28 protein-coding genes and 1 pseudogene are annotated in these 24,717 nt (G+C 59.0%); 18 read left to right on the plus strand and 11 right to left on the minus strand.

Translation table 11 applies throughout. The features are described 5' to 3' along the window. Positions 1-11: 11 nt before the first annotated feature. Positions 12-1,763, minus strand: coding sequence for a sodium:solute symporter family protein (locus tag FYJ31_RS09020; protein WP_012577721.1), 1,752 nt, complete (start codon positions 1,761-1,763; stop codon positions 12-14). 510 nt (positions 1,764-2,273) lie between these two features. Between FYJ31_RS09020 and FYJ31_RS13335 the strand changes: the two are divergent. Further along, positions 2,274-2,333 (plus strand): annotated as a pseudogene (locus tag FYJ31_RS13335) (hypothetical protein); the annotation flags it as partial. On the opposite strand, the gene FYJ31_RS13090 reads toward FYJ31_RS13335, so the two are convergent. Next, entirely contained in the window at positions 2,312-2,437 is a 126-nt protein-coding gene (locus tag FYJ31_RS13090; protein ID WP_268234343.1) for a hypothetical protein, read from the minus strand. The pseudogene FYJ31_RS13335 and the gene FYJ31_RS13090 overlap by 22 nt on opposite strands. Positions 2,438-2,544: 107 nt before the next feature. Here FYJ31_RS13090 and FYJ31_RS12895 point away from each other — a divergent pair, with 107 nt between their 5' ends. After that, on the plus strand, positions 2,545-2,940 hold the full coding sequence (locus FYJ31_RS12895; protein WP_154536513.1) for a transposase: 396 nt from the start codon (positions 2,545-2,547) through the stop codon (positions 2,938-2,940). Between the two features lie 85 nt (positions 2,941-3,025). Next, entirely contained in the window at positions 3,026-3,559 is a 534-nt protein-coding gene (locus FYJ31_RS09035) for a GNAT family N-acetyltransferase (protein ID WP_154536514.1), read from the plus strand. 40 nt (positions 3,560-3,599) lie between these two features. Here FYJ31_RS09035 and FYJ31_RS09040 read toward each other — a convergent pair whose 3' ends face one another. The 3 genes from FYJ31_RS09040 to FYJ31_RS09050 form a co-directional block, all read right to left on the minus strand. After that, on the minus strand, positions 3,600-3,845 hold the full coding sequence (locus FYJ31_RS09040) for a DUF2316 family protein (protein WP_154536515.1): 246 nt from the start codon (positions 3,843-3,845) through the stop codon (positions 3,600-3,602). Between the two features lie 37 nt (positions 3,846-3,882). Beyond that, a complete protein-coding gene (locus tag FYJ31_RS09045) occupies positions 3,883-4,398 on the minus strand; it encodes a GNAT family N-acetyltransferase (protein ID WP_012577717.1) in 516 nt (171 codons plus the stop codon). 339 nt (positions 4,399-4,737) lie between these two features. Beyond that, positions 4,738-5,397 (minus strand): aminotransferase class V-fold PLP-dependent enzyme, encoded by a 660-nt coding sequence (locus FYJ31_RS09050; RefSeq protein ID WP_012577716.1) that lies wholly within the window; start codon positions 5,395-5,397, stop codon positions 4,738-4,740. A gap of 146 nt (positions 5,398-5,543) precedes the next feature. Between FYJ31_RS09050 and FYJ31_RS09055 the strand changes: the two genes are divergently transcribed. Next, positions 5,544-6,557, plus strand: a complete 1,014-nt coding sequence (locus FYJ31_RS09055) for a VanZ family protein (RefSeq protein ID WP_195839485.1) — start codon at positions 5,544-5,546, stop codon at positions 6,555-6,557. Between the two features lie 23 nt (positions 6,558-6,580). Here the strand turns inward: FYJ31_RS09055 and FYJ31_RS09060 are convergent, their stop codons facing one another. Together FYJ31_RS09060 and FYJ31_RS09065 are read right to left on the minus strand one after the other, a co-directional pair. Then, the gene (locus FYJ31_RS09060) at positions 6,581-7,111 is read right to left on the minus strand and encodes an MFS transporter (protein ID WP_326831200.1); all 531 of its coding nucleotides are present in this window, start codon (positions 7,109-7,111) and stop codon (positions 6,581-6,583) included. Between the two features lie 496 nt (positions 7,112-7,607). Continuing rightward, positions 7,608-9,008: an amino acid permease gene (locus FYJ31_RS09065; protein WP_154536517.1), complete on the minus strand. Its 1,401-nt coding sequence runs from the start codon at positions 9,006-9,008 to the stop codon at positions 7,608-7,610. A gap of 123 nt (positions 9,009-9,131) precedes the next feature. Here FYJ31_RS09065 and FYJ31_RS09070 point away from each other — a divergent pair, with 123 nt between their 5' ends. Next, a complete protein-coding gene (locus FYJ31_RS09070; protein WP_154536518.1) occupies positions 9,132-9,986 on the plus strand; it encodes a deoxyribonuclease IV in 855 nt (284 codons plus the stop codon). A 129-nt stretch (positions 9,987-10,115) separates the two neighbouring features. On the opposite strand, the gene FYJ31_RS09075 is transcribed toward FYJ31_RS09070, so the two are convergent. Continuing rightward, positions 10,116-10,808, minus strand: a complete 693-nt coding sequence (locus FYJ31_RS09075; protein ID WP_015438823.1) for an SOS response-associated peptidase — start codon at positions 10,806-10,808, stop codon at positions 10,116-10,118. Positions 10,809-11,008: 200 nt separating this feature from the next. On the opposite strand from FYJ31_RS09075, the gene FYJ31_RS09080 reads away from it, so the two are divergent. The 13 genes from FYJ31_RS09080 (at position 11,009) to FYJ31_RS09140 (ending at position 21,525) form a co-directional block, all read left to right on the plus strand. Then, the gene (locus FYJ31_RS09080) at positions 11,009-13,096 is read left to right on the plus strand and encodes a bifunctional indole-3-glycerol phosphate synthase/tryptophan synthase subunit beta (RefSeq protein WP_154536519.1); all 2,088 of its coding nucleotides are present in this window, start codon (positions 11,009-11,011) and stop codon (positions 13,094-13,096) included. Positions 13,097-13,119: 23 nt separating this feature from the next. Then, a complete protein-coding gene (trpA, locus tag FYJ31_RS09085) occupies positions 13,120-13,989 on the plus strand; it encodes a tryptophan synthase subunit alpha (RefSeq protein ID WP_195839486.1) in 870 nt (289 codons plus the stop codon). 110 nt (positions 13,990-14,099) lie between these two features. Beyond that, the gene (gene lgt, locus FYJ31_RS09090; protein ID WP_032744040.1) at positions 14,100-15,047 is read left to right on the plus strand and encodes a prolipoprotein diacylglyceryl transferase; all 948 of its coding nucleotides are present in this window, start codon (positions 14,100-14,102) and stop codon (positions 15,045-15,047) included. Positions 15,048-15,122: 75 nt separating this feature from the next. Then, positions 15,123-15,791 (plus strand): ribulose-phosphate 3-epimerase, encoded by a 669-nt coding sequence (gene rpe, locus FYJ31_RS09095; protein ID WP_154536521.1) that lies wholly within the window; start codon positions 15,123-15,125, stop codon positions 15,789-15,791. Between the two features lie 62 nt (positions 15,792-15,853). Continuing rightward, positions 15,854-16,117 carry a phosphoribosyl-ATP diphosphatase gene (locus FYJ31_RS09100; RefSeq protein ID WP_007054261.1) on the plus strand — a complete coding sequence of 88 codons (264 nt, stop codon included), beginning with the start codon at positions 15,854-15,856 and terminating at the stop codon, positions 16,115-16,117. Between the two features lie 11 nt (positions 16,118-16,128). Then, a complete protein-coding gene (hisG, locus tag FYJ31_RS09105; RefSeq protein WP_012471863.1) occupies positions 16,129-16,980 on the plus strand; it encodes an ATP phosphoribosyltransferase in 852 nt (283 codons plus the stop codon). 13 nt (positions 16,981-16,993) lie between these two features. After that, complete coding sequence (locus tag FYJ31_RS09110; protein ID WP_007054263.1) at positions 16,994-17,611, plus strand: CDP-alcohol phosphatidyltransferase family protein; 618 nt, start codon at positions 16,994-16,996, stop codon at positions 17,609-17,611. Then, positions 17,601-18,578 (plus strand): DUF881 domain-containing protein, encoded by a 978-nt coding sequence (locus FYJ31_RS09115; protein WP_143724652.1) that lies wholly within the window; start codon positions 17,601-17,603, stop codon positions 18,576-18,578. The genes FYJ31_RS09110 and FYJ31_RS09115 overlap by 11 nt, the downstream gene beginning before the upstream one ends. After that, positions 18,578-18,910: a small basic family protein gene (locus tag FYJ31_RS09120; RefSeq protein WP_007052290.1), complete on the plus strand. Its 333-nt coding sequence runs from the start codon at positions 18,578-18,580 to the stop codon at positions 18,908-18,910. The genes FYJ31_RS09115 and FYJ31_RS09120 overlap by 1 nt, the downstream gene beginning before the upstream one ends. Positions 18,911-18,925: 15 nt before the next feature. Continuing rightward, the gene (locus FYJ31_RS09125; RefSeq protein WP_065472474.1) at positions 18,926-19,747 is read left to right on the plus strand and encodes a DUF881 domain-containing protein; all 822 of its coding nucleotides are present in this window, start codon (positions 18,926-18,928) and stop codon (positions 19,745-19,747) included. A 6-nt stretch (positions 19,748-19,753) separates the two neighbouring features. Then, positions 19,754-20,197 carry an FHA domain-containing protein gene (locus tag FYJ31_RS09130; RefSeq protein WP_071477845.1) on the plus strand — a complete coding sequence of 148 codons (444 nt, stop codon included), beginning with the start codon at positions 19,754-19,756 and terminating at the stop codon, positions 20,195-20,197. Between the two features lie 99 nt (positions 20,198-20,296). Further along, a complete protein-coding gene (locus tag FYJ31_RS09135; protein WP_071477844.1) occupies positions 20,297-20,929 on the plus strand; it encodes a MerR family transcriptional regulator in 633 nt (210 codons plus the stop codon). A 131-nt stretch (positions 20,930-21,060) separates the two neighbouring features. Continuing rightward, positions 21,061-21,525, plus strand: a complete 465-nt coding sequence (locus FYJ31_RS09140) for a hypothetical protein (protein ID WP_143723990.1) — start codon at positions 21,061-21,063, stop codon at positions 21,523-21,525. A gap of 156 nt (positions 21,526-21,681) precedes the next feature. Here FYJ31_RS09140 and FYJ31_RS09145 read toward each other — a convergent pair whose 3' ends face one another. The 3 genes from FYJ31_RS09145 to FYJ31_RS09155 all read right to left on the minus strand — a co-directional run bounded on the left by FYJ31_RS09145 (position 21,682) and on the right by FYJ31_RS09155 (position 24,451). Continuing rightward, positions 21,682-22,581 carry an ABC transporter permease gene (locus tag FYJ31_RS09145; RefSeq protein ID WP_229774020.1) on the minus strand — a complete coding sequence of 300 codons (900 nt, stop codon included), beginning with the start codon at positions 22,579-22,581 and terminating at the stop codon, positions 21,682-21,684. A gap of 293 nt (positions 22,582-22,874) precedes the next feature. Continuing rightward, positions 22,875-23,543, minus strand: a complete 669-nt coding sequence (locus tag FYJ31_RS09150; protein WP_154536522.1) for an ABC transporter ATP-binding protein — start codon at positions 23,541-23,543, stop codon at positions 22,875-22,877. Beyond that, complete coding sequence (locus tag FYJ31_RS09155) at positions 23,540-24,451, minus strand: hypothetical protein (protein ID WP_154536523.1); 912 nt, start codon at positions 24,449-24,451, stop codon at positions 23,540-23,542. Before FYJ31_RS09155 ends, FYJ31_RS09150 begins: the two co-directional genes overlap by 4 nt. Positions 24,452-24,717: the final 266 nt, after the last annotated feature.

Below are 24,717 nucleotides of genomic sequence, written 5' to 3' on the forward strand. Positions count from 1 at the left end.
CCACCTGCGGTTTAGAAGAACGGGATGTAGAACACGAGACCGAGGGTGAAGATCACGGAGCCGAGAATGAGCGGCTTCTTGTACCACGGAACCTTCACTGTAGAGACATCCTTTCCGGCTTCCTTGGCGGCGTGCTTGGCGTCCTCAAGTTCCTCGGCGGAGGCCTCCTTGAAGTACTTGATGCCGTTGGTGCCGAAGGTCAGGCCCTCGAGTTCCTCATCGGTCTTGGACTTGGTGAACGGCGTAAGCACAGCCGCCGCGATCCAGGTCGCGAGGCAGGAGATGATGGCGCCGTACCAAGTCTCGGCGGTGGCGGAACCGAAAATCGGGTTGCCGGCCGCGACGGACTGCAAGTACAGGATGTAGGTGACGAGCGGGGCGAGAATGCCGCACACGTAGCCGACGGTGCCGGCGACGTTGGAGACGCGCTTCCACACCAAGCCGAGGATGAACACGGCGAACAGCGGGGCGTTGAAGAAGCTGAACAGCGTTTGCAGGTACGTCATGATGTTGCCGAACTGCGAGGCGATCCAAGCGGTGAACACGGAGATGAACACGCCGATGACGGTGATCCAGCGGCCCATGTTCAGGTAGTACTTGTCGTCCTTGCCGGGCTTGACGTAGTCCTGCCACAGATCGTAGGTGAACACGGTGTTGAACGAGGAGACGTTCGCGGCCATGCCGGCCATGAAGGAGGCCATCATACCGGTGATTGCCACGCCGAGCACGCCGTTCGGCAGGTACATCTTGAACAGGTACGGAATGGCTTCGTTGTACTGCAGCACCGGGTGGTCACCAGCGAACAGGTTGCCCACGGTAGCGGCGGCGATCAGGCCAGGGATGATGATGATAATCCAGATGAGCATCTTCGGGATGGCGCCCAGGATAGGCGTCATACGGGCTGCGGTCATGCTCTTCGCGGCGAAGGCGCGCTGCACCTCGGTGAAGTTCGTGGTCCAGTAGCCGAAGCCGAGCACGAAGCCGAGGCCCATAAGGATGGAGAACCAGTCGCCACCGACCGGGTTGGTCACGTTGCCGAGGCCGGTGCCGGCCCAAGCGTGGATGGAACCGCTCCAGTCCTGCATGCTGTCGAGCTTGGCGGTCAGGCCGGACCAGCCGCCCACGTGGGACAGACCGATGACAGTGACCGGGATGAGGGCCGCGACGATGACGAAGAACTGCATGACCTCGTTGTAGATTGCGGAGGTCAGACCACCCAGCGTGATGTAGGCGAGCACGAACACGGCGGACACGATGATGGCGGTCCATTGGGTCCAACCCAGCATGGCCTGAAGAATCAGGGCCATGGCGTACAGGTTGATGCCGGCCTGCAGAATCGTGGAGACGGCGAAGCACAGCGATACGATGATGTGCGCGCCCTTGCCGAAGCGCTGGTACATGAACTCAGGCACCGAGCGCACGCCGGAGCCGTAGTAGAACGGCATCATGAAGATGCCGAGGAACACCATGCCCGGCACGGCGCCGATCAGGTAGTAGTGGATGGTCGGCATACCGATCTGGGCACCGTTAGCGGCCATACCCAGAATCTCGGTGGCGCCTAGGTTGGCGGCACAGAATGCCAAGCCTGCAATCCACGCCGGCATGGAACGGCCGGCGAGCAGGAAGTCTTCACTGGACTTCTGCTGCTTGTGGATGGAGTAACCAATCCACACGATCATGGCGAAATAGATGATGAGGATCAGCCAATCCACCCAACTCAGCGACAGGCGAATCGCGGATTCTCCAGCAGCAAGATCAATCATGCCGCTCCCTCTTTCTTCCTTGAATATATTTTGCGTGGGTGTAAGCAATCAGACAGCAAATGTCACTGATTGCGTTGCCAAGTGCATAAATTAGTCCCAAATACAAAAAATTTCAAGGAGGCGATACACGGCTTTGCCGGATGCTTCTGAAACGATTTGCCTCAATCGCGCATATCTTGCTTGCATTTCGTGAGACCGGCACAGTGTCATTTGAACATTGAGCCTCTCCCGCTGAAGCGTATTCACCATTTTGGAAAGCGATTACAACCTCACAAAAACCGTCAAAAACACACAAACCGAGTATGGTCGTCGATACGTATCAAATGAACATCGAACAGAATAGTTAGGGTGTGTTTACATTATTTAGGTTTTGTGTGATGATTGGCGTGTGTGTACGCCGGGGTATGGCATCACGCTTGACCGGTTCATGAGGGTCGCGCACCTGTTGCCGCGACAGAGGGGCAACGTGGCGGTCGACAACTACAGGTTCGTCAACGCCCTGCTGTGGATGTGCAGGACGGGGCTCCGTGGAGGGATTTGCCGGAGTGCTATGGCAAGTGGATCACCGTCTGCCGGCGGTTCAACCGCTGGTCCGGGAACGGCGCGATGGAGCGCCTGTTCACGGCCTTGCAGGAGGAGCGGATCATCGGGGTGGAGATCCGGGTGCTCGCCATGAACTCCACGAGCGTGAAGGTCCACCAGCACGCGGCCGGGGCGCCGAAAAAAAGGGGGCTCCCGGTCCGTCGGCGTCTCCCGGGGAGGGCGGAACACCAAAGTCCGCGTGGTATCCGACAGCGGGAGCACGCTCGTCGAGATCCATCCGGGCCCGGGCAACGAGCACGACGCGGCCCACGGGCGCCGCTCGATGGCCGCGCCCGGCGCGTTCATGGGCGCGCACCTGCTCATGGACCGCGCGTACGAGGGGGATTCCACCCGCCTGCTGGCCGAGTCGTTCGGCCTGATGCCGGTCGTGCCGCCCAAGAGGAACCGCACGGACCCATGGGACTACGACAGGGAGGCGCACAAGGGACGGAACATGGTCGAACGCGTCTTCAACCGCATGAAGCACCACCGCAAGGCCGCCACCCGCTACGACAGGCTCGACGAGACCTTCCTCGCCAACCTCCAACTCATCCTCATCACCATCCAACTCAAAAACACCAGCAAAACCAACTAGCGCAAACACACCCTAGATAAGGCTTGCGGCCGTTGGCCGAGCAGTAGTAGTGTGGTTTGCTGTGTCAACAGGAGGAGTGTGACCAATGCGGCTGATCGAGACATGGCTGGCGGACCAGGANCGCGCGTTTGACTTGTTCGCGAAATTCCCGGCGGAGGAGATGGGATTCGAGAACCCAGCGGCCGGCATGAATCGTGAACGGTTCGCCGCATATGTGCGAGGGTTGCGTGATGAGTCGCTTGGCGTCGGCCTGCCGGACGGCTGGGTGCCAGCCACCAAATACATTCTCGTCAACGATGAGGGCGACTATGTGGGCATCTTCAACCTGCGTCACCGGCTCACCGACTTCCTGCGCAACGGTCCGGGCCACATCGGCTACGGTGTCGCCCGCGAATACCGCGGCCACGGCTACGCGACCGCCGGGCTCAAGCTCACGCTTGCCAAGGCCCGCGAGCTCGGCATCAAAGAGGCTTATCTGAGTGTCCACAAAACCAATCCGGCAAGTCTTGCGGTGCAGCAGCATTGCGGCGCACGTATCGACCATGAGGACAAGACGGAATACTACACACGCATCGCCACCTGCACGGAGAGCGATGGCCTCTATGCGCGAGGCGATTGACGGCGCCTCTCGCGTATAAATGGCCGATTATCAATCGGTTTTAATCGATTTCGCCTCGGTCGATAAAGTCGCCGTCGAGGAACCAATAATCGTGTGGATTTCCGCGTAGCGCCGTGAACGGCGTCAGTTCCACGCCCTGCGCCGCGGCTTTGCTCAGTAGATAGGCGCGGATAATCCACGGATACTCCAGCACGCCCGACTTGAGGGTGATGATTTGCTCCACTCTGCTGCCGCTGACGCCAAAATCCTTGCCGATCCGTTCGGCGGTCAGACCCAGCCGGCTCATGTTCTCCTGAAATTCGCGGATAGTCGCCGCGCGCTGCTCACTGGAATACGCCGTCAGAGTAGTTGATCATTTCGAGTTCCGGGCCCATGTCTTCGGTTTGAGTCAGGCCGGTCTCATGGAAGCCGATGTGACGGTAGAAACTTTGGGCGTTGGTGTTGAATCCGGCGACCCACAAGGCGAGCCGATCGTTGCCGATGGCGCGTTGGCCCGCCTCAACCAAAGCACGGCCAACGCCATGACGATGGCAAGATTCCAACACATATAGCGAAGCCAGTTCCGCAGCCTCGGACCGTTTGATTGGCGAGCGCGGCGTTTGCAGAAGCTCAGCAAAACCAATCACGTGGTTGTTCTCCAAAGCGACCAATACGACCTGATTGGGTTCTTTGGCGTGGCTGCGCGTCAGTTTGAGCGCGAATTCGGGAGTGATCGCATCCACGATTTCCTGCGGAATATGCCCCTGATTGAGTTCGCGCCACGTGTACGACTGAACTTGGGCCTTTTCCTCAAACCATTGCGGCTCAATCGGAACAATACGAATCGTCATACCGTTCATAGTAGAACACTTTGTTTGGGGAATGTCAATATGCTGTCATGCGATCACATGACAGCATATTGATTATCGAGGAAGAGATAATCGACCATTAGGGGGAATCAGCGGCACTGAAGACCCACATCACACGCTTGCCATCGACCCGCAGCCCATCATCGAGCACAACGCCATCGCCGGCTACTTCAATGGCGAAGATTTCGTCAAGCCACTGTGACGGAAGATTGGGGCTGCCGTTCAACCGCAAATTTTCTGTAAGCAGCTCTACAACCCGCAAAACTCTAATACTGTTGCATTGGCGCCTTAATCATCCATAGTTAAGGCACCACGCAACATACGATTCGCTTACCCACGCAGCCATCCGACGATGGTTGGGATAGATTGTTCGGCGAAGCGGTCTATGGCGTCGGTGGTGACGTAGGCGTGGGCGGTGAGGCGCAGGTACAGTTCGCCGCCGACCTCGCTGGCCGCCTCGGATACCCGACGCTCCGCGTAATCGGCAAGATCGGACATGTACCGGCGCACGACATCCCAGCCCCACAGTCGCTCGATCTCGCGCAGGGACTCGGGCGCGGCAATCGGACCGCATAAATCCTGGGTGCCTTGCTCATCGAATCGCTCCGGGAACGGGTCGGCGAAACCCCACGAGTCGATCAGTGGCCACAAATCCTGACCATCCTGACCGCCTTCGGGCGGAATCACCAGCAATGCCGTGCCACGCGGCGCACACGGGAACTTATGAAAATTGCCGCCCCACCAATCGGACTGCAGTCCGCCGACCGGATCGGCCAGTTGGGCGGGAGCGTGCGCGCCACCAACCAAAATGCGGATGCCGCGGCGATGGGCTTCGGCGGCGATGCGCTGGGCCGGAAACAGCATAGCGGTGGCGGAAGTGATCTGGTCCAACACGATGAACGACGTACGCTCGCTCATCTGCGCGGTCACGGCGTCGACCACGCCATCCTCGTCGGCGTCAATGGTAACTGGCGCATCTCCCTCATCCATGCGAATGATACGAATCGTCTTTCATCCCAATGATTTCGCTCTCGTGGCCGATACCCGCATGCCGTCATGTTCCGTACCTTGGAATCAGAAGTCGAGAGTCAAGGTCCGAAACCGAACGGAGCGGGCCGAAGCAGGGAGCATTGAAGATGGGATTTCTTAAGAACTTTTCCGAACCGTTTGCGTTCGCGATGGCGCTGTGGCCGTTTGTGTCCATGCTGCTGACCGTGCCGGTGCTGGCGCTGCTGTATCACCGCGACAATCGCATCCTACTGTCGTCGGCCATAGTGGCGTATGGCACGGTGCTGTACTTGCTCGGCCTGCTGTGCTTCACACTGTATCCGATGCCGGCCGATGCGGCGGCCTATTGCGCCGCGCACCATCTGACACCGCAGCTCAACCCACTGCAGTTCATCGGTGACATCCGTACCGATGGTCTCACCGCCGTACTGCAAATCGCGTTTAATATCGTGTTCTTCCTGCCGTTGGGCTTCATCATGGGCCGCATATGGCGTTGGCCGCTGCCGGTTACCGCAGTACTGTCGTTCGCCACGTCGCTATTTCTGGAGACGATGCAGCTGACCGGCCTCATGGGCGTGTTCCCGTGCGCTTACCGTCTGTTCGACGTGGACGATCTCCTGTGGAACACGACCGGCGCGCTGATCGGATTCGCGCTGTCCATGCTTTCGCTGCGCCTGATTCCGGCGCGGGTCGCCGATATGACGCCGACCACCACACCAGGCTTCATGAGGCGGCTGATCACGTTCATCATCGACATGACGCTGATCGCGTTCGCCGTGATGCCGACGCATCTGTTCGTCATGATCGTCCGCTCGAACCTGCCCTCGGGCTCCAATGGCTCATGGCAGTCGATGGAACCGTTCGACTGGACCGGTTCGATCCTCTTCCTGGCGGCGCTCATCCTCTTCGAGGGCGTGGTGCCATGGTTGCGCGGCGGCTGCACGTTCGGCGGCAGTTTCACGCACATGACAGTGGAAACCCGGCCGCGAGAAGGCTGGCGGCGTGCGGCGTTCTATGTGGCGCGTATGGCGACGCTAATCATCGTGCTGCCATGGCATAGCGGCGGATTCAATCTGCTGGTGTTCATCGGCCTCGGCATCTTCTGGCTGGTCAAGCATCAGATGCCGTACGACCTCATATAAGACCGGCGCTCCGCCGTTTGGCGTTACAGGGCAACCTCCGACCATCGTTCGGGAGTTGGAATGCTGCGCAGCGGGCCGGCCAACGATATGGCCAATCCCGCTACGGAACAGGCCACGGCCACGCCCATCACCGCCGTGAAACCGAGATCCGGCTGTTGCAACAGCCAGCCGACCATCGCCGGGCATGCCGCGCCCAGTATGCCGACCGTGGTTTCAAATACGGCAGAAGCCCGCCCCTGCATGTTGTCGGGTGTCTTGCCGTAGAGAAAGCCCAGCAGACCGGCGTTCAACGCGGGGAACGGCAGGCCGGCCAGAATCTGGCAGATCAGAATGGCCGCGTAGCTGTGCAGGAATAGCAGTGGCATCTGGCTGACCGCGAATAACGCAAGTGCGCCCGCAATCAGTCTCCCAGTGGGAACCATATCAACCAGTTTGTTGGCCAACAGCGAGCCGACCAACGTGCTCACGCCCATTGCCGTGCCGAGCAGTCCGATCATGACCGCGCTGGTGCCACGGGCGGCCAACATGATCTGCGCGCCGGTGATACTGGCCACGCAGGCGATGTCACCATAGCGCCGAGCATGATTGCGGAGAGGAAATTCCTTTTGGTCAGGGCCCATCGCCAGCCTTCGACCAAGTGCGTGGGAAATGGCACAACAGAAGCGCCGTGGGTCCAAACGGCGACCACGGCTTAGCGCGACGAGTCAACGCGCATTAGCTGTCTGCGAACGACACCAACACCTTGTACATAACAATGCCCCTTTGCAAAAACCAAACTCCAATTGTTGTACCAGTTCGAGCACGGGACCAGGCACGTCACTGGGCTCAACATAATCGGCCATCAATGGTTTCTCGGCTTCGAGGGGCTGATTTCGTCCGGTGGGGACATCTACTTGGCTTTCGAGGGGCTGCTCAAACGCCAAACCGCGAGTATAAACGGCTTTGTGGCAACGACATGACGCCATTTCGGAGCCTTGCCTACTTGGGCATCAGCCCCTTGAAACGCAAGTAGACCTCCGGCGAACGCCGAATCAGCCCCTCGAAACCGAGTTAGGTATTCTTTTCGCGTTTGCGTTGGCGTTCGAGGGCGTAATAGGCCGCGTAGCAGCAGACGACGAACGGAATCATGCAATACAGGGTCGAACGTTGCGTCTCATCGAGCACCACGAGCAGCAGCGCGCCGATGCACATCACGATGGCCAGCCACGGCAACACCGGAAAGCCGGGAGCGCGATAGCCGAGTTCGTCGGCACTATGACCATCCCGCGTCCATTCACGCCTAAACCGGATATGGCACACGCACACGGAGAACCACACCACCAGCGTCGCCAAGCCGGATACGGCGACCAACACCAGATACACGGTCGAAGCGGCGATCACGGAAGACAGCAACGCCAGCAGTGAGCCCGCCATGCTGAACAGCACGGCCCACACCGGCACACCACGGAAATTCGTCTTAGCAAAACGTTCGGGAATCAGCCGCTCCTTGGCCAGCGACCACACCATGCGCGAACACACGTACAGGCCGGAGTTCGCGGCGGAAAGCACAGCCGTGAGCACCACGAAGTTCATGATGTCGCCGGCGAACGGCATACCGATTGACTGGAACACCAGCACGAACGGGCTCGTATCCACGCCGGCCTGATGCCAGGGGATCAAGGCCGCCATCACCAGAATCGAGCCGATGAAGAAAATTACCAGGCGCAGCACCGTGGTGTGCACGGCCTTGGGGATCGCACGCGAGGGATCCTTGGTTTCGCCGGCCGCCACGCCCACCACTTCGGTGCCGGAGAACGCGAACACCACGGTCAGCAAAGTCGAGAAAATCGGCGCGATGCCGCTCGGGAACCAGCCGCCGGCCACGAAGTTGGTGAACAATGGCGCGGAATCATGGCCGGCAATCGGTATGGCGCCGAAGATCGCCAGCAGGCCGATCACAATGAACACGACGATGGCGAACACCTTGATCGACGCGAACCAGAATTCCGCCTCGCCGTACAGCCGCACGGACATGATATTGAGCGCGAACACCACCACAATGAATACGGCCGACCACACCCAGGACGGCGAATGCGGGAACCATCGCTGCATCAACAACCCCGCGGCCGTAAATTCGGAGGCGAGCGCCACCGCCCAGTTCAGCCAATACAGGATGGCGATGGTGAACGCGGTGCCGGGGCCGATGAACCGCTTCGCATACATGTGGAAGCTGCCGGCGTACGGCATGGCCACGGACAGCTCGCCCAGCGAGACCATCACACAGTATACGAGCAGAGAGCCGGCCGCGTAAGCGAGGATCGCGCCCAACGGCCCCGCCTGATGAATCGTGTAGCCGGAGCTGACGAACAGACCGGTGCCGATCACGCCGCCCAGGGAGATCATCGTCAGGTGGCGCGACTCCATCTTTCGTTCAAGGCCGGTATCGTCCTTGGGTGTGCCGGCTGCCGCCATGCTCGGGTCTCCTTTGGTCGGGTGAACAGTTGTGTCTCGTGTCGGTTGTGCGGGCGGCGCGCGATGCCGCCTACCATATGATAGCGGTAACACGAACAGCGAGCGGAACATGAGGAGTTTGGAATGACGGAACTGTATATCGGATCGCATCTGTCGACGGCCGGCGGATGGAATGCACTGCTGGAACGCTCCCATGAGGAGGGCGGAACCGCGTTCGCGTTCTTCCCGCGTTCCCCGTACGGCAAGCATTCGAAGGCGCTCGACCCGGCCGACGCGGCAACGTTCGGCGCACGTCTGAAGGCTGAGGACTATGGGCCGTTGGTCGTCCACGCGCCGTACGTCTACAATCTGGCCGGCAAGGATGAGGCCAAGCGCGCATTCGCGATCGAGGCGTTGGCCGAGGACATCGAGCTGCTGACCGCCATCCGCGAGGCCGGCCAGGAGGTGTATATCAATATTCATCCCGGCGCACATGTGGGCCAAGGCTCCGAGACCGGCTGCCGGCTGATCAGCGAAGGACTGAATCAGGTGTTCGAGCGTACGACCGGCGTCATGGTGCTTCTGGAGACCATGGCCGGCAAAGGCACGGAATGCGGGCGCAATTTCGATGAGCTCGCCACGATCATGAACGGCGTGGAGAACAAGGCGAACGTCGGCGTCACGCTCGACACCTGCCATGTGTTGGATGCCGGCTACGATTTGGTGAACGACTACGATGGCGTGATGCATCAGTTGGATGATGCGATCGGATTGGCCAAGGTCAAGGCGATTCACGTGAACGATTCGCAGTTTGGCCTCGACTCGCATAAGGATCGTCACGCCAACATCGGGGAGGGCCAGCTCGGCATCCCGTTTTTCACGCGACTGGTCAACGACCCGATCATGGCCAAGCTCCCGATGATCCTCGAAACCAAGGAGCAGACGCCCGCCACGCATCGCGACGAGATCGAGTTGCTGCGCGGATTGGTGCAAAAGTAGTCGTAGTCGACCAATGTCGAGCGGAAGAGACCTGTTTTTGACTGATGGCCATACGAGGTTAGTTATCAGCGGGGCGTTGATTGATCCGTCTTCATATACAGCTGCATAACCGGTTCCAGCTGCAAGAGCTCAAAACAGACGCATGGGTTCGGTGGAATCCAATGGCTGAATAAGACGTTTGCCGTCGCTGTTCAGTGGCGCGACTTCGTGAAATTGCAGACGCCGGGAAAGCATAGTACCCGCTTCCCGCATGGAATCTAACAGTGCGGCTCCGTCAACGGAGCGGTCCAGCCATGAGGCAACCATATTCCGAGGCGCCAGCAGGGGCATGCGATCATGCACCTTGACGAACTCGTCCGCGGCAGGGCAGGTGATGATGGTTGCGGTCAGCTGCCATGGCGATGCGGGAGACGGCCTCCACCATGAGTACAGGCCGGCCAAAGACAATAGTTCATCATGTGGTGCGTGAAAATAGAACGGCCTGCGACCTTTCCATTCGTAGTAGCCGGAAGCGGGGATGATGGCTCGCATGGATTTTGTGGATTCGGCGAACGCCGGCTTGACATGCGCAGACTCCACACGCGCATTATATGTGGGGTAGCTCAGCACTTTGCTGGCGCTCCATCGCGGCACCAGCGACCAATAGGCACCGGTCAGATGACGGCGGCCATCCTTGCCCTGTGCCACCACGCCAATGTTCTGCGTGGGTGCGATGTTGTAGGAAGGCTGTGGCAGAGTGTCAACGCGCACGTCATCCTCGTCTACCGCGAACTGCGAGGCCACGGCATCCCAATCCAAATCAAGCGCGAATCTCCTGCACATGCGCCCAGTCTATGCCATCAATGGAATCAATCCCAGGCCGTATGACCGATATTCATGGCGATTTTCCTTTTTGTTGGCCGCTCTGGTTCCGTAGCGATACGAACCAACGAGGAATAGCCCAGAATGTAGGACGGGTTCGGCAATCGGGATGGGGCGTGACCTAGAGTGGCGCATGACCGAACACCAACAAAGGGAGGACCATGTCGGTTTTGGACGAACTGGTGGCGGGAGCGCTGGAGGATCAGCGCACCCGTGAGCTCACCGTATCGCTTGAGGACGTGAAGAAGGCCGCGCTGGCGGCCCCGGCTCCGATTGACGCGACACGATGGCTTAAGCGCGCCGACGGCATCCCGGTGATCGCCGAAATCAAGCGCGCGTCCCCGTCCAAGGGCCACCTGTCCGACATTCCGGACCCGGCCGTACTGGCCCGCGAATACGAGAAGGGCGGCGCAAGCGCCATCTCCGTGCTCACCGAAGGCCGCAAATTCCTCGGCAGCCTTGACGATTTCGACAAGGTCCGCGCCGCCGTGCACATTCCGGTGCTGCGCAAGGACTTCATCGTCACCGACTACCAGATCTTCGAAGCCCGCGCCCACGGCGCCGACCTGGTGCTGCTCATCGTCGCCGCATTGGACGACGCCCAGCTCAAGCACCTGCTCGACCTGGCGCACGAGTTGAACATGACCGTGCTGGTCGAAACGCACACCCGCGAGGAAATCGAACGCGCCCGCAAGGCCGGTGCCAAGGTGATAGGCATCAACGCGCGCAACCTGAAGAACCTCAAGGTAGACGTGAACAAATACAACGAACTCGCGGCCGATCTGCCCGATGACGTCATCAAGGTGGCGGAATCCGGCGTATTCGGCGCGGTCGAGGTCGAAGACTACGCCCGCGCGGGAGCGGACGCGGTACTGGTCGGTGAAGGCGTGGCCACCGCTGATGATCATGAACTTGCAGTGGAACGACTAGTAAAGGCAGGAGCACAAGTGAAAGCATCCGAAACAACCCCGTTGAGCGAACATCAGGGACCGTATTGGGGACAGTTCGGCGGCCGCTATGTGCCCGAGGCCCTCATCACCGCCCTCGACGAGCTGGAGCGCGTCTACAATGAGGCCAAGGCCGACCCCGAATTCCACAAGGAATTCATGACGCTCCAGCAGCGTTACGTGGGCCGCCCGAGCCCGCTGACCGAAGCCCCGCGCTTCGCCGCACTCGTCAAGGAGAAGACCGGTCTCGACGCCCGTATCTTCCTCAAGCGCGAGGATTTGAACCACACCGGTGCGCACAAGATCAACAACGCGCTCGGACAGGCCCTGCTCGTCAAGCGCATGGGCAAGACCCGCGTGATCGCGGAGACCGGCGCCGGCCAGCACGGCGTGGCCACCGCCACCGTGTGCGCCATGCTTGGCCTCAAGTGCCGCATCTACATGGGCCAGATCGACGCCCGCCGTCAGGCCCTGAACGTGGCCCGCATGCGTATGCTCGGCGCCGAAGTGGTCGAGGTGACCCTCGGCGACAAGATTCTGAAGGACGCCATCAACGAGGCCCTGCGTGACTGGGTCACCAACGTCAAGGACACGCACTACCTGCTCGGCACCGTCGCGGGCCCACACCCGTTCCCGGCCATGGTGCGCGACTTCCAGAAGATCATCGGCGAGGAAGCCAAGCAGCAGCTCCAGGACTGGTACGGCATTGACCATCCGGACGCGATCTGCGCCTGCGTGGGCGGCGGCTCCAACGCCATCGGCGTGATGAACGCCTTCCTGGACGACGAGCGCGTGAACCTCTACGGCTACGAAGCCGGCGGCAACGGCCCCGAATCCGGCCAGCACGCCATCCGCTTCGCCCCCGGCACCGGCCAGCTCGGCATGTTCCAGGGCGCCAAGAGCTACCTGCTGGAAACCGACGAAGGCCAGACGCTCGACACCTACTCGATCTCCGCAGGCCTCGACTATGCGTCCGTGGGCCCCGAGCACGCATGGCTCAAGGATATCGGCCGCGTGAACTACAGCTGGGCCACCGACGAGGAGGCCATGAACGCCTTCCGCGACCTGAGCCAGAGCGAGGGCATCATCCCCGCCATCGAAAGCTCGCACGCCGTGGCCGGCGCGTACAAGGCCGCCGCCGATCTGAAAGCCAAGGGCTATAACAAGGCCGTGATGATCGTGAACATCTCCGGCCGAGGCGACAAGGACATGGCCACCGCCGGCAAGTGGTTCGGCTACCTGACCGACGATCAGGCCGCCGCGCTTGATGTGACCGGTGCCCACGGCAACACCGTCGCCTGAACAAGAAGAGGAGATTGTTGATTATGACCAACGAAGCGAATACGCCGTCCGGCCAGCCGCTGGGCATCAGCCACAAGCCCAGCAAGTCGGGCGCAATGTTCACCAAGTTCAAGGCCGAGAACAAGCCCGCCTTCATCGGCTACCTGCCCTATGGCTTCCCGAACCCGGATGTCTCGCTTGATGCCTTCAAGACAATGGTCGAGCACGGTGTCGATGCCGTGGAGATCGGCCTGCCATACTCCGACCCGGTCATGGACGGCCCGGTCATCCAGGCTGCCGCCTCCATCGCCCTGAACAATGGCGAGACCATCAGGCGCGTGTTCGAGGGCGTCGAGACCGTGGCCAACGCCGGCGGCGTGCCGCTCATCATGAGCTACTGGAACCTCGTGTACCACTACGGCGTCGAGCGTTTCGCCCGTGACTTCGAGAACGCCGGCGGCGCCGGTCTCATCACCCCGGACCTTATCCCGGACGAGGCGGGGGAGTGGATCGAAGCCTCCGACCGTCACGGACTCGACCGCATCTTCCTGGTCTCCCCGGACTCGTCCACCGAGCGCCTCGAAACCGTGGCCCGCAACGCGCGTGGCTTCGTGTACGCGGCCGCCCGCATGGGCGTCACCGGGGAACGCGCCACCATCGACGCCTCACCCGAACTCCTCGTGGAGCGCACCCGTCAGGCCGGTGCCGAGAACGTGTGCGTGGGCATCGGCGTATCCACCGCGGAACAGGGCGCCCGGGTCGGCGCCTACGCCGATGGCGTCATCGTCGGCTCCGCGCTCGTGCACACCATGCTCGCGGACGACGACAAGACCGCACGCGACCCGAAGGAAGGCTTGAAGCTGCTCGCCGCCAAGAGCGAGGAACTGGCCGAAGGCATCCACAACGCCCGGTAAACACCCGGTGCGCCTCACGCGGATTGTGCCGTGACACGGTAGGGTAGTCACAGAGCATCAAGCACAACCCGCGCGCGGACACACCATGAGCACCAGCAAGTAGAGGCACGATGAATCTGGCTTATATTCCCTCACCGACCTTCTCCAAGTTCGAGATCGGCCCATTCACTATCCACATGTATGCGATCTGCATCCTGATCGGCATCTGCGTGGCCGTATGGATCCTCACCACACGTTGGAAGCGGTACGGCGGCACCTTCGACCAGATTCTCGACACCACGCTCGTCACCGTGCCCTGCGCACTGGTGGGCGCGCGCCTCTACCACTGCATCACCACGCCGGCTGACTACTTCCCGCCCACCGGCAACTTGGTCAACATCCTCAAGGTGTGGGAAGGCGGCATGGCCATCTTCGGCGGCATCTCCGTCGGCACCTTGGTGGCGTTCCTGTGGTGCCGCCACAAGCACTATCCGTTCGCGATCTTCGCCGATGCCATCGCCCCCGCGCTGCCCGTGGCCCAGGCCATCGGCCGACTCGGCAACTGGTTCAACCAGGAACTCTACGGCTGGCCCACCACGTTGCCGTGGGGCCTGAAGCTCAACGACGCGGACGCCATCGGCAAATCCGAAATCTGCTATTCCGGCGCGCAATGCCCGGACTACAGGACCACGCTGTTCCACCCCACGTTCCTGTACGAGATGATCTGGAACCTCATCGGCGCCGCGCTCATCATCTACCTCGGCCACAAGCTCGCCGACCGGCTCAAGGCCGGCCAGCAGTTCGCCATGTACCTGATGTGGTACGGCCTGGGCCGCACCTGGATCGAAAACGTGCGCATCAACTACTCCACGGTGATTCTGGGCCTGAGGACCAACATGTGGACCGCGATCATCGTCTTCGTGCTCGGCTGCATCCTGTTCGTCGTGCTCTACCAGTACGGGCCGGACCCCAAGGCGCAGGCGCGCGGGCTTGCGGCGGTCACCGCCGACGAGCTCGAACGCCAGAGCATCGAAGAGGAACAGCTTCGCCAGAAAAAGCAAGCCAAGCGCACTAAGTGACACCACGATAAACAGCGCCGAAACAGCGCGAAACACGGGACCCCAAGTCCCATTGCACAGATAAGGTAGGAAACCATGAGCAATATCGCAATCGCACCCAGCATCCTGTCCGCTGACTTCTGCAACCTCGAACGTGATCTCAAGGCCATCGCCAACGCCGACCTGGTCCACGTCGATGTCATGGACCATCATTTTGTGCCGAACCTGACCCTGGGCGAGCCGATCGTCGGCCGCATCTGCCAGGTCACCGATCTGCCGGTCGACGTGCACCTCATGATCGAGGACCCAGACCGTTGGGCCCCCGAATACGCCAAGCTCGGTGCCGCCTCCGTCTCCTTCCACATGGGTGCCACCCACGCCCCCGTGCGTCTGGCCCGCCAGCTGCGCGACATGGGTTGCAAGGCCTGCTTCGCCGTGCGCCCGGCCGAACCGGTCGAGCCGATCTTCGATATCCTCGACGAGTTCGACATGGTCCTCATCATGACCGTCGAGCCCGGCTTCGGCGGCCAGAAGTTCCTCGACAACCAGATGGCCAAGGTCCGCCGCCTGCGCGACGAAATCACCCGTCGCGGACTGAAGACCCGCATTCAAGTCGATGGCGGTGTGAGCCCCAAGACCGCGCACATCGTGGCCGAGGCCGGCGCGGACGTGCTCGTTGCCGGTTCCGCCGTGTACGGCGCCGAGAATCCCGCCCAGGCCATCGACGACATCCGCGCCGAGGCCGAGGCCGCGTTCAAGGCCTGAGCTCCAAGCCTGAACCGCAATCCACCTTTCATCCATAACCACAAGAGAAGAATCCGAATCACATGAAGACGTTTGAATCCCTGTTCGCCGAACTGTCCGAGAAGGCCCAGACCCGCCCCGAAGGCTCCCTGACCGTCGACGAGCTCGACAAGGGCACCCACTTCATCGGCAAGAAGATCATCGAAGAGGCCGGCGAGACCTGGATGGCCGCCGAATACGAGGGTGCGGACCGCACCGCCGAGGAAATGAGCCAGCTGCTCTACCACGTCCAGGTCATGATGATCAAGCACGGCCTGACGCTTGAGGACGTCTACAAGCACCTGTGAGAGGAACGCAAATGCTGAGAATCGCAGTGCCCAACAAGGGCATGCTATCCGAGCCCGCGTGGAACATGCTGGCCGAGGCCGGCTACCGTCTGCGCACCAACCCTCGCCAGCTGGTCGTGCAAGATCCCGACAATGGCATCGAGTTGTTCTACCTGCGTCCGCTCGATATCGCCGTATACGTGGGCCGCGGCGCCATCGACGTCGGCATCACCGGTCAGGATCTACTCAAGAACTCCGGTACCGCCGCGCTCGAGCACATGCCGCTCGGCTTTGGTGCCTCGACCTTCCGTTTCGCCGCACCGAACGAATCCCCGATCACCACCCTGGAGGATGTTCAGGGCAAGCGCGTGGCCACCACATTCGATAAGCTCGTACACGACTATCTGGTCGAGCACGGCATCCAGGCCGAGACCATCCATCTGGACGGTGCGGTCGAATCCTCCGTGCAGCTGGGCGTGGCCGACCTCATCGCCGACGTGGTCTCCACCGGTACCACCCTGCGCAACGCCGGCCTGCGCGTGTTTGCCGAACCGCTCATGCACTCCGAAGCTTGCCTGATTCGTTCGCCGCGTCTGAACGAGCAGGACCCACGTCTGGCCGTGCTGACCCGCCGTCTGCAAGGCGTGCTCACTGCGCATCAGTATGTGCTGATGGACTATGACATTCCGATCAGCAAGGTCGCCGCCGCCGTGGCCGTGACCCCTGGCTTTGAAAGCCCGACGATCTCCCCGCTGCACGACAAACAGTGGAACGCCGTGCGAGTCATGGTTCCCAAGGCCAAGGTCAACCAGCTGATGGATGATTTGTACGAAGTCGGCGCACGCGGCATCATTGTTACCGCTCTGCAAGCCTCCCGCATGTAGACTGTTAGTCGATATGACCAACCAGAAAGTCAACGCCAGATACAGTCCGGAAGCACGTGACATCTATTTCACTGTGCCCAATTTGATCAGCGCGCTGCGAATCATCTCGATTCCTTTCATCAGCGTGCTGATCTCCAAGCACGAGATGATTGCGGCGCTAGCCCTGATCGCCATTTCCTCGGCTTCAGACGGACTTGACGGCATCATCGCGCGCAGATTCAACCAAGTGAGCAAGATCGGTCAGATTCTTGATCCGATTGCCGACCGACTGCTCATTTTCTGCTCGATTCTGGCTCTCAGCGTCGCCGGCATCATCCCATGGTGGATGCTGATTATCGTGGGACTGAGGGATCTGTGGATGGCGATTCAGGTGCTATGGCTTGCCCAGTACGGTTATGGTCCGCTGCCCGTGCATTTCGTGGGCAAGGCCGGTACCGCGCTGCTGATGATTTCCATCGTCGGTCTGATTTTCGCCGATTTGGGCACCAGTACGTTCTTCCACTTGCTCTACATCGCCGCGCTGGCCGCCGGCATCTGGGGCATCGCCATGTATTGGCTCGCCGGATATATCTATACCAAGCAGGGCGTCGGATTGCTACGCAAGGAACTGGGGGAGAAGTATGGCGCTTGAGGCCACGGCCCCGGTCTCATTCCCCGTACCCAAGGAGACTGAGCCGGTACGACGCCGCGCCGTGTTCTCCCACTCAGTCCGAGGCGCGGAATCACATCATGCGCTTTCCCCGGATGACGCCGCCGCCATCCGCACCCCACGCCGCCGTAAAACCAACGACGATTCGCTTCAGCTCATCGATGATCTTGTCAATCGTCCGATGGATCCGATGTTCTCCGACTCACGACTGGTCCATGAGCATCGTTCGACCTTCTCCATCTGGTTTAATCGCATCGTCGTATTCATCATCTGCGTCGGCGTTGGCTTTGCCTGCAGCCTATTCGTGCAACAGTTGCAATCCGATCCGCGTAAGCAGGTACGGCAGACTTTGGCCACGCAATTGGAGAATCGCAACTCGCAAATAGACGAACTCACCACGGACGTCAATAAGTTGCGCTCCCAAGTTGACGAACAGTCCAAGAAAATCTCCGGCAGCGTGAAAAGCGATACGCTTATCCAAGACGAAATGGTCAATGGTGCCACGGTGGTCGAAGGCGAAGGAATCACCATGACGCTGGCCGATCCAATCGCGGCAAGCCAGTCGGATCAATCCTCCTCGACGAGAGTCGGCACCTCCACGAACATCCGAGTCATCACCGATCTGGATCTGCAGCAACTGGTCTCCCTGATGTTCCAAAACGGAGCCGAAGCCATTGCCATCAACGGTAATAGGCTCGGCGCGCAAACCTCGATACGCAAGGCCGGCGGGCATATTCTCATCGGCATGACCGCGATACAAAGCCCCTATACCATTGAAGCCATAGGCGATAAGAGCGTCTTGGCCGAAGCGATGGGGAAGAAGAAACTTGCAAGTCTTTACGATTCCTTCAAGGAAGCCGGTATCTACCCGCAGGTGAGCAAATCCAATTCGATTACACTTGAGGCAGCAGTCACTGGCGAAGTGAAGTACGCGGAAAGGAATGAATAATGGCAGCCGTTCTGGGACTGATCATCGGCGTCGTCATCGGCGTGTTCGTCAAGCCGGACATTCCGATCATCGTGCAGCCTTATCTACCGATTATGGTGGTCGCTGCTCTTGACGCCCTGCTGGGTGCCGCGCGAGCCTATTTCGAGCGCAGCTTCTCCGACCGCGTGTTTGTGATCTCCTTCCTCGCCAACGTGGTGACGGCAACACTGCTCGTGTTCCTCGGCAACCAGCTCGGCGTCGGTTCGCAGCTGCAGACAGCCGTCATCGTCGTACTCGGCATCCGCATCTTCTCCAACGTGTCCGCGATCAGACGCTTCATCTTCCGAGGCTGACAAGGGTACTGACGTATGGCACGTAAAGCACAATCAGACAACATGCTGGAGAAAATGCGCGACCAGCATGTACAAGACAAGGTCAACGACTGGATGGAAACCGGGTCGTTTCCCACGGTGCGTAAGAAGCCCCGGAAGGATCTCAACCATGCCAGCAACAAATCACGGTTACTATCCTCGATTCTCATCGCTCTGATGTGCGCGTTGTTGGGTTTCGCCTACATGAGCCAGATCAATAACACTAAATCCACGTACGAAACGATGGACGAGAGTGAACTGGTAAGGCTGCTGAACGAGTCGAATACGCAAATCTCCAATCTCGAGCAGCGTAAAACCCAGTTGAACAGCCAGCTCAACTCGCTGAAATCGGCGGCTAACGAGCAGGAGCAGGCGCGTAAGATCGCCAAGCAAAACGAGGAGACCAGCGGCTTGATTTCCGGCAGACTCCCGGCAAAGGGTCAAGGCGTGACCATCCGAATCGGACGAGGCTCGATGACTAAAGTGGACGCCTCAATCATGTTCAACCTTATCGAGGAACTTCGCAATGCCGGTGCCGAGGTAATCGCCATCAATAACGTGCGCGTCATCACCTCCACCTACATTCAGGACGCCGAGGAAGGTTTGATTGTGGATGGCACCACCATCAAGCCCACATACACAGTGAAGGCCATTGGCAATCCGCAGGAACTGTCCAACGCAGTCGATATCGCCGGCGGTGTGGGCGCTCAGCTCCAGGTGAAATACGGGTCCAACGTCAACGTACAGCCTTCTGACAGCATCATTATCGACGAAGTACGCGAAGCTACGCAAAACCAGTATGCAAAGACGGTAGAATAGGAGATTATGACCAACCCGATTCCTAGCGCAGGCGAAACCACCATTATCGGCCTGCCCGCGATTAATGTACTGCCCATTACCACCACCGGCGATCGACCGCTGACTCAAGAGGATCTGGACACCATCACCAGATTGTCCGAGGGAACGGCATTGCTGATTTCCGCCAGGGGAGCGGTCTCAGGTTCTCGTTACTTGCTTGACGAGGATGAAATCACCGTCGGTCGTGATCCGCGAGCTGATATTCTGCTCGACGACTCCACCGTATCCCGTCAGCATGCCGTGTTCCGCAGGGTCAACGGTCAGTTCTTTGTGGTTGACGCAGGAAGTCTGAACGGCACCTACGTGAACCGTCAGCGTGTTGATCAGGCGGCGCTGAAGAACGGCGACGAAATCATGATCGGTAAATTCCGCCTCGTGTTCTTCACGAAATCTGCCATTATTTCCCAATAGTCCACACCTAGCATGGGGTTAGACTGATTGCAGAATTGCAATCATGTGATTACACCAGTGTGAGTCATATGCGAGACACGCATAAGTTAGGGGAGTGCCATGGGACAGGCCGGGCTGCATCTTCATGTTTCGCTTGAGGACCGTCAGAATCTGAACGCTGACGCGATTCAGGGGGAGTTGTTCTCCAACGTCGATACTGAGGAGATCAAGCGCGGCTACCGTGGCACTGTGGCCTCCAAGGTGGCCGGCATCACGTACCGACAGCTCGATTATTGGGCACGCAAGCAGATTGTTGAGCCGTCCATCACGCCGTCTCATGGCTCCGGTTCACGACGACTATACTCGTTTAAGGATGTGGTGATTCTCGCTGTATCCAAGAAGTTGCTTGATGCCGGTGTGAATCTGCAGAACGTGACGGCGGCTATCGGATTCTTGACTCAACGCAGCACCGATCAGCTGGCCAATGTGACCATCATGTGCGATGGTCAAAACGTACATGAATGCACAACCAGCGAACAGATGCTCGAACTGTTGCAAAGCGGTAAGGCAGTGTTCGCCGTGTCGGTGGGTTCGTTGTGGCACCAGATTGAGACGGCCTTGGAACAGGAAGAATATGTTGATCTTGAGGCCAAGCCGCTGACGATTGCCACGGGCCGTCCGATTGATGAACTGACCGCCATGAGGATGCGCAAGAAGCTCGAGGCACAGCGCTTGCAACGCGCAACCGCCTGATACATGTATGGTTGTTGGCGACTTGCCGGCTTTGGTCGGCAGGTCGCTTTGTTGTATGTGTTGCTTTTGTTGCCGGCCATCTTATGTTTTTTATATGTTGCGGTGATTATTATGACTGATTGGAGGACCGGGTGAACGGGATTGTTGTCGGATTGTTGCCGGGCGTTCTGTGGATGGTCGCCGTCATCTTTGCTGTGTCCATCATCATTATAACGGTCAGCCGAGGCCATCTGTTCACGCCGAGACGCCGGCGACCGCCGGTCGATCCGGTCGACTGGTCGATGGTGAAAACGCATTTCATGTCGTTTGCGGCGGCGCTGATCCCGTTTCCCGTGTTGACGTTTACAGCGGATTTGATGGATGCGGATATACTCGCGTTCTATGATCGTGCGCAATTGCCCGGTGCAATCATCGTATACGCGCTGGTGCTGTTGGAACTTGTCGCCATGTATCTGCAGGCGCGCAACGCTTCGGAATCCGCGATGGATGGCCGTCTGGGCGTCGCCGCCCGCCGGGATGATGACGATGCCGGAATCGTGCCCGATAGAGCGAGGAGCGGGAATGAGGGAGACATGGACACACAGGGCGAAGACTGATTGGATGGCTGATGCGGGGGAGGGACATGCAACCGTCGACCGGGTTGGGTGAAGGGAGACCCTGACATATATCGGTATCGACATTTAACTATGCCTCATAGTATTGGAATTAATCAGACAAGCTCACCATCACCGCCATAAAAGCCGGGTACTGAACTACCCGCGCATCAGCGCATCCGGCTGGGTGTGTGCAATCCTTACGCTCAGGGGAAGGGCCCCGATGACTGCACCAGCGACGGTGATGGCGAGCATTTCAAGCGCCAGTACCGGATCGAAAACCACCGAATCCAGATTCGTGAGATTCAACAGATCGCCGGAATCAACGGAATGCGCCAGCAGCAAACTGAAACCCGCCCCCAAGATGATGCCCGCGATGCCCGCTGCGACGACAAGTTGAACGACTTGGACGAGTGCAAGGGCGCTCAGTTGCCCGGCCGTGTATCCAAGGCATCGGAGCAGCGCCAACGAACGTTTGCGCTGCTTCATCCATATCACGCTCAGAAATAAGCCGAACACCAGGGAGCACACAAGCACAATGGGGAACATGAACCTGCCTATGCTCATAAGTGCGGCAAGAATGCCCGTGACATCCTGCTGCCCCGCGGCACCGGCCACTCCGAATCCCATGGCGGCGAGTTTCTTCTGGACCAAGGGGACATTATCGCCCGAATCGACTTGAACGTATGCGAATGTGTATGATTCCTGGACATTCCCGTCGAACAGGGCATCCATTGTGTTTTCGGAGACATAGGACGGATTCTCGCCATCCTTGTCGGGTACGGAGTTGTCGTAGATTCCCACCACCTTGAGTGGAATGGTTCTATACGATCCTTGATATTTACCGTTGATATGCGTGTACCCGAACATGACGGTCTTGCCGTACAGATGCCTGAGGCTGCCTCCGGGAACGGAATCGGGTAGGAGAATCTCGTCGTCCTGCAGGGAGACGGGCCTGTCTCCCTTGATCATTTTCGGAAGCCTCGGTTCGAAATACGTGGTGGCCCACAGCGATCCGGGGCTGACCGTTGGAGATGGCCAGTCGCCTTCGTCGGCCAAATCCAGATCGTGCTGCATCCATGGAACCACGGAAACGACATGTCCCAGTCCTGATACTTCGGAAAGTGATTCCCCGTCCAAGACGCGTGCGTCCGGACGAATCGTGCTGAGCTCGATGACGGATACGTTGGAGTGCTTCTCGACATTGCTTGCATGGGACCGAACCGCACTGACCACAAAACCCTGAAGGCAATAACATACGGCGACAACGATCGCCAACATGACAACCAACGCCCGCGATGTTCTGAACGTATGCGTTCGCTCAAACCACGCGAGTCGTAGAACCTTTCTCATCAGCTCACAACCACCTTCCCGGCCTCAAGACGCAGCGATTGGGACTCCAACCCATCCAGACGAGGATCGTGGCTGGCCAGCAAAATCGCCACACCCCTTTCCCTCAGCATGCGAATGGCCGATGCCACCTCATCGGCGGCCGCGTCATCGAGCGATGCCGTGGGCTCATCCAGCAAAAGCAGCCGAGGCCTGTTAATCAGCGCACGGCATATTCCGGCACGTTGAAGTTCGCCGCCGGAAATCCTGCCCGCCTTCACATTCGCCAGCCGCCGAATTCCAAACCGGGAAAGCAGCTCAAGGCATTCTGCGCTGTTCCCTTTCCCTTGATCCGCAACAAGAAGATTCTGTAACACCGTCAGATGACCAAACAAGTTCGCATCCTGAAAAACGATTCCGATGCAGGCGGCGCGAAGCCGATCGCGGGATTTCTCAGTGGTCGCCTTTTCGCCGCACACATGTACGCCGCCGCGATCCGGCACCGTAAGAAGACCCGCGATTCTGAGAACCGTTGTCTTTCCGGAACCGGAATCGCCTTGAATTCTAAGAACTTCCCCACACTCCAGCGAAAAGGATATCGGTCCGAGAACGAACCGGCGGTTTTTGTCCCTTGCATAACGTTTCGACACGTGGTTGAAGACGAGAACGCTGCTTTCGATGTCCCGCATCATAATGGCGCTGCCCCCGATCTATAGGCGTAATAGGTGAGTGTCAGACTGCACACGCCAGTCAGTGAACCATCTATCGCGATCATTTGAGTCGAGTTCTTGCAACCGAAGAGTTTCTTGATCGCCGGACGGGATATGCAGGAACTTTGCTCGGTGCCAGTCAGAGCGTCGGCGGCCAGGAGTGTTTGCTGCACATACGGAGAGTCCCCAGACGCCCATGCGCACAAATCTGAACTGAGATCCGAAAAATACTCTGGTATCTGACTTCCATTACCAAACAGGTATCTGGTTATCATGGCCGAAGTCGCGAGTCTCTCGGTCTGCTCGTTGGTAAGCGGGTTGAAGGGAACCAGCATGGTTGTCGGGGTGAAGTCGGAATCCAGAACAGCTACCGGTTCCGCGAGTGAAAGATACTCCGCCAGACCGTCGCTTGCAACATTCTTCGGGAAAGATTGCTCAACCTGTTTCACAATTCCATCGCTGGATTCCCATCGCGTATCCTTGAAGTTCTTCAAGGCCACATAGGCTTTTAGTCTCATGGCAAGCGGATTCCGTTCATCCTTGGCATAAGCGTATAGGGAATCCAGAGTGCGTTGAGTAGATACCTTGTCATGATTCTCGCCCACCATCTGAGACACCATGTAGGTGGCGTTGATTCGTGATTCCTCAGTGTTTCGAGTGTCTAACTCGGGCATATCGAAAAGCCCATCCGCGGTACTGAGGGCACGAAAAGAATCAAGGGTCTTGCGCGTTGCCCCACGTTGCTCCAAAGCTTGGTAATCCGCTTGGTGAAATTGCACCATTGCGACTGCCGCACAGCTCGATATAAGGAGCACGGCAGCAGTCGCAACGGTGACGATCAGTCTACGCTTGGTCCGAGTGAACGCCGCTAAAGATCTGGAACGCTTCATGGTATGCTCCTTTGCTGTACCTTAATAAAATGCGTTCAGCCAATACGAACGATTACGATTGTCGGAACCACTGGATGGTGTTCACATCATCCGATATTACTACAATACAACAACGCAGCGGCATCACCCGTTGTCTAATTGAAAGTGCAACACCCGTTAGATTGGAGATTGTCCGGATAACCAGTCCGAAGGGATGTTGCACCTATGGGGGAAGCATGTTCGCGCCTGTCGGAAGAGGAACGCCGGGGCATCCGGATCGAGATCGG

It is taken from the genome of Bifidobacterium sp. WCA-178-WT-4B, assembly GCF_009696495.1.
GTDB lineage: Bacteria > Actinomycetota > Actinomycetes > Actinomycetales > Bifidobacteriaceae > Bifidobacterium > Bifidobacterium infantis.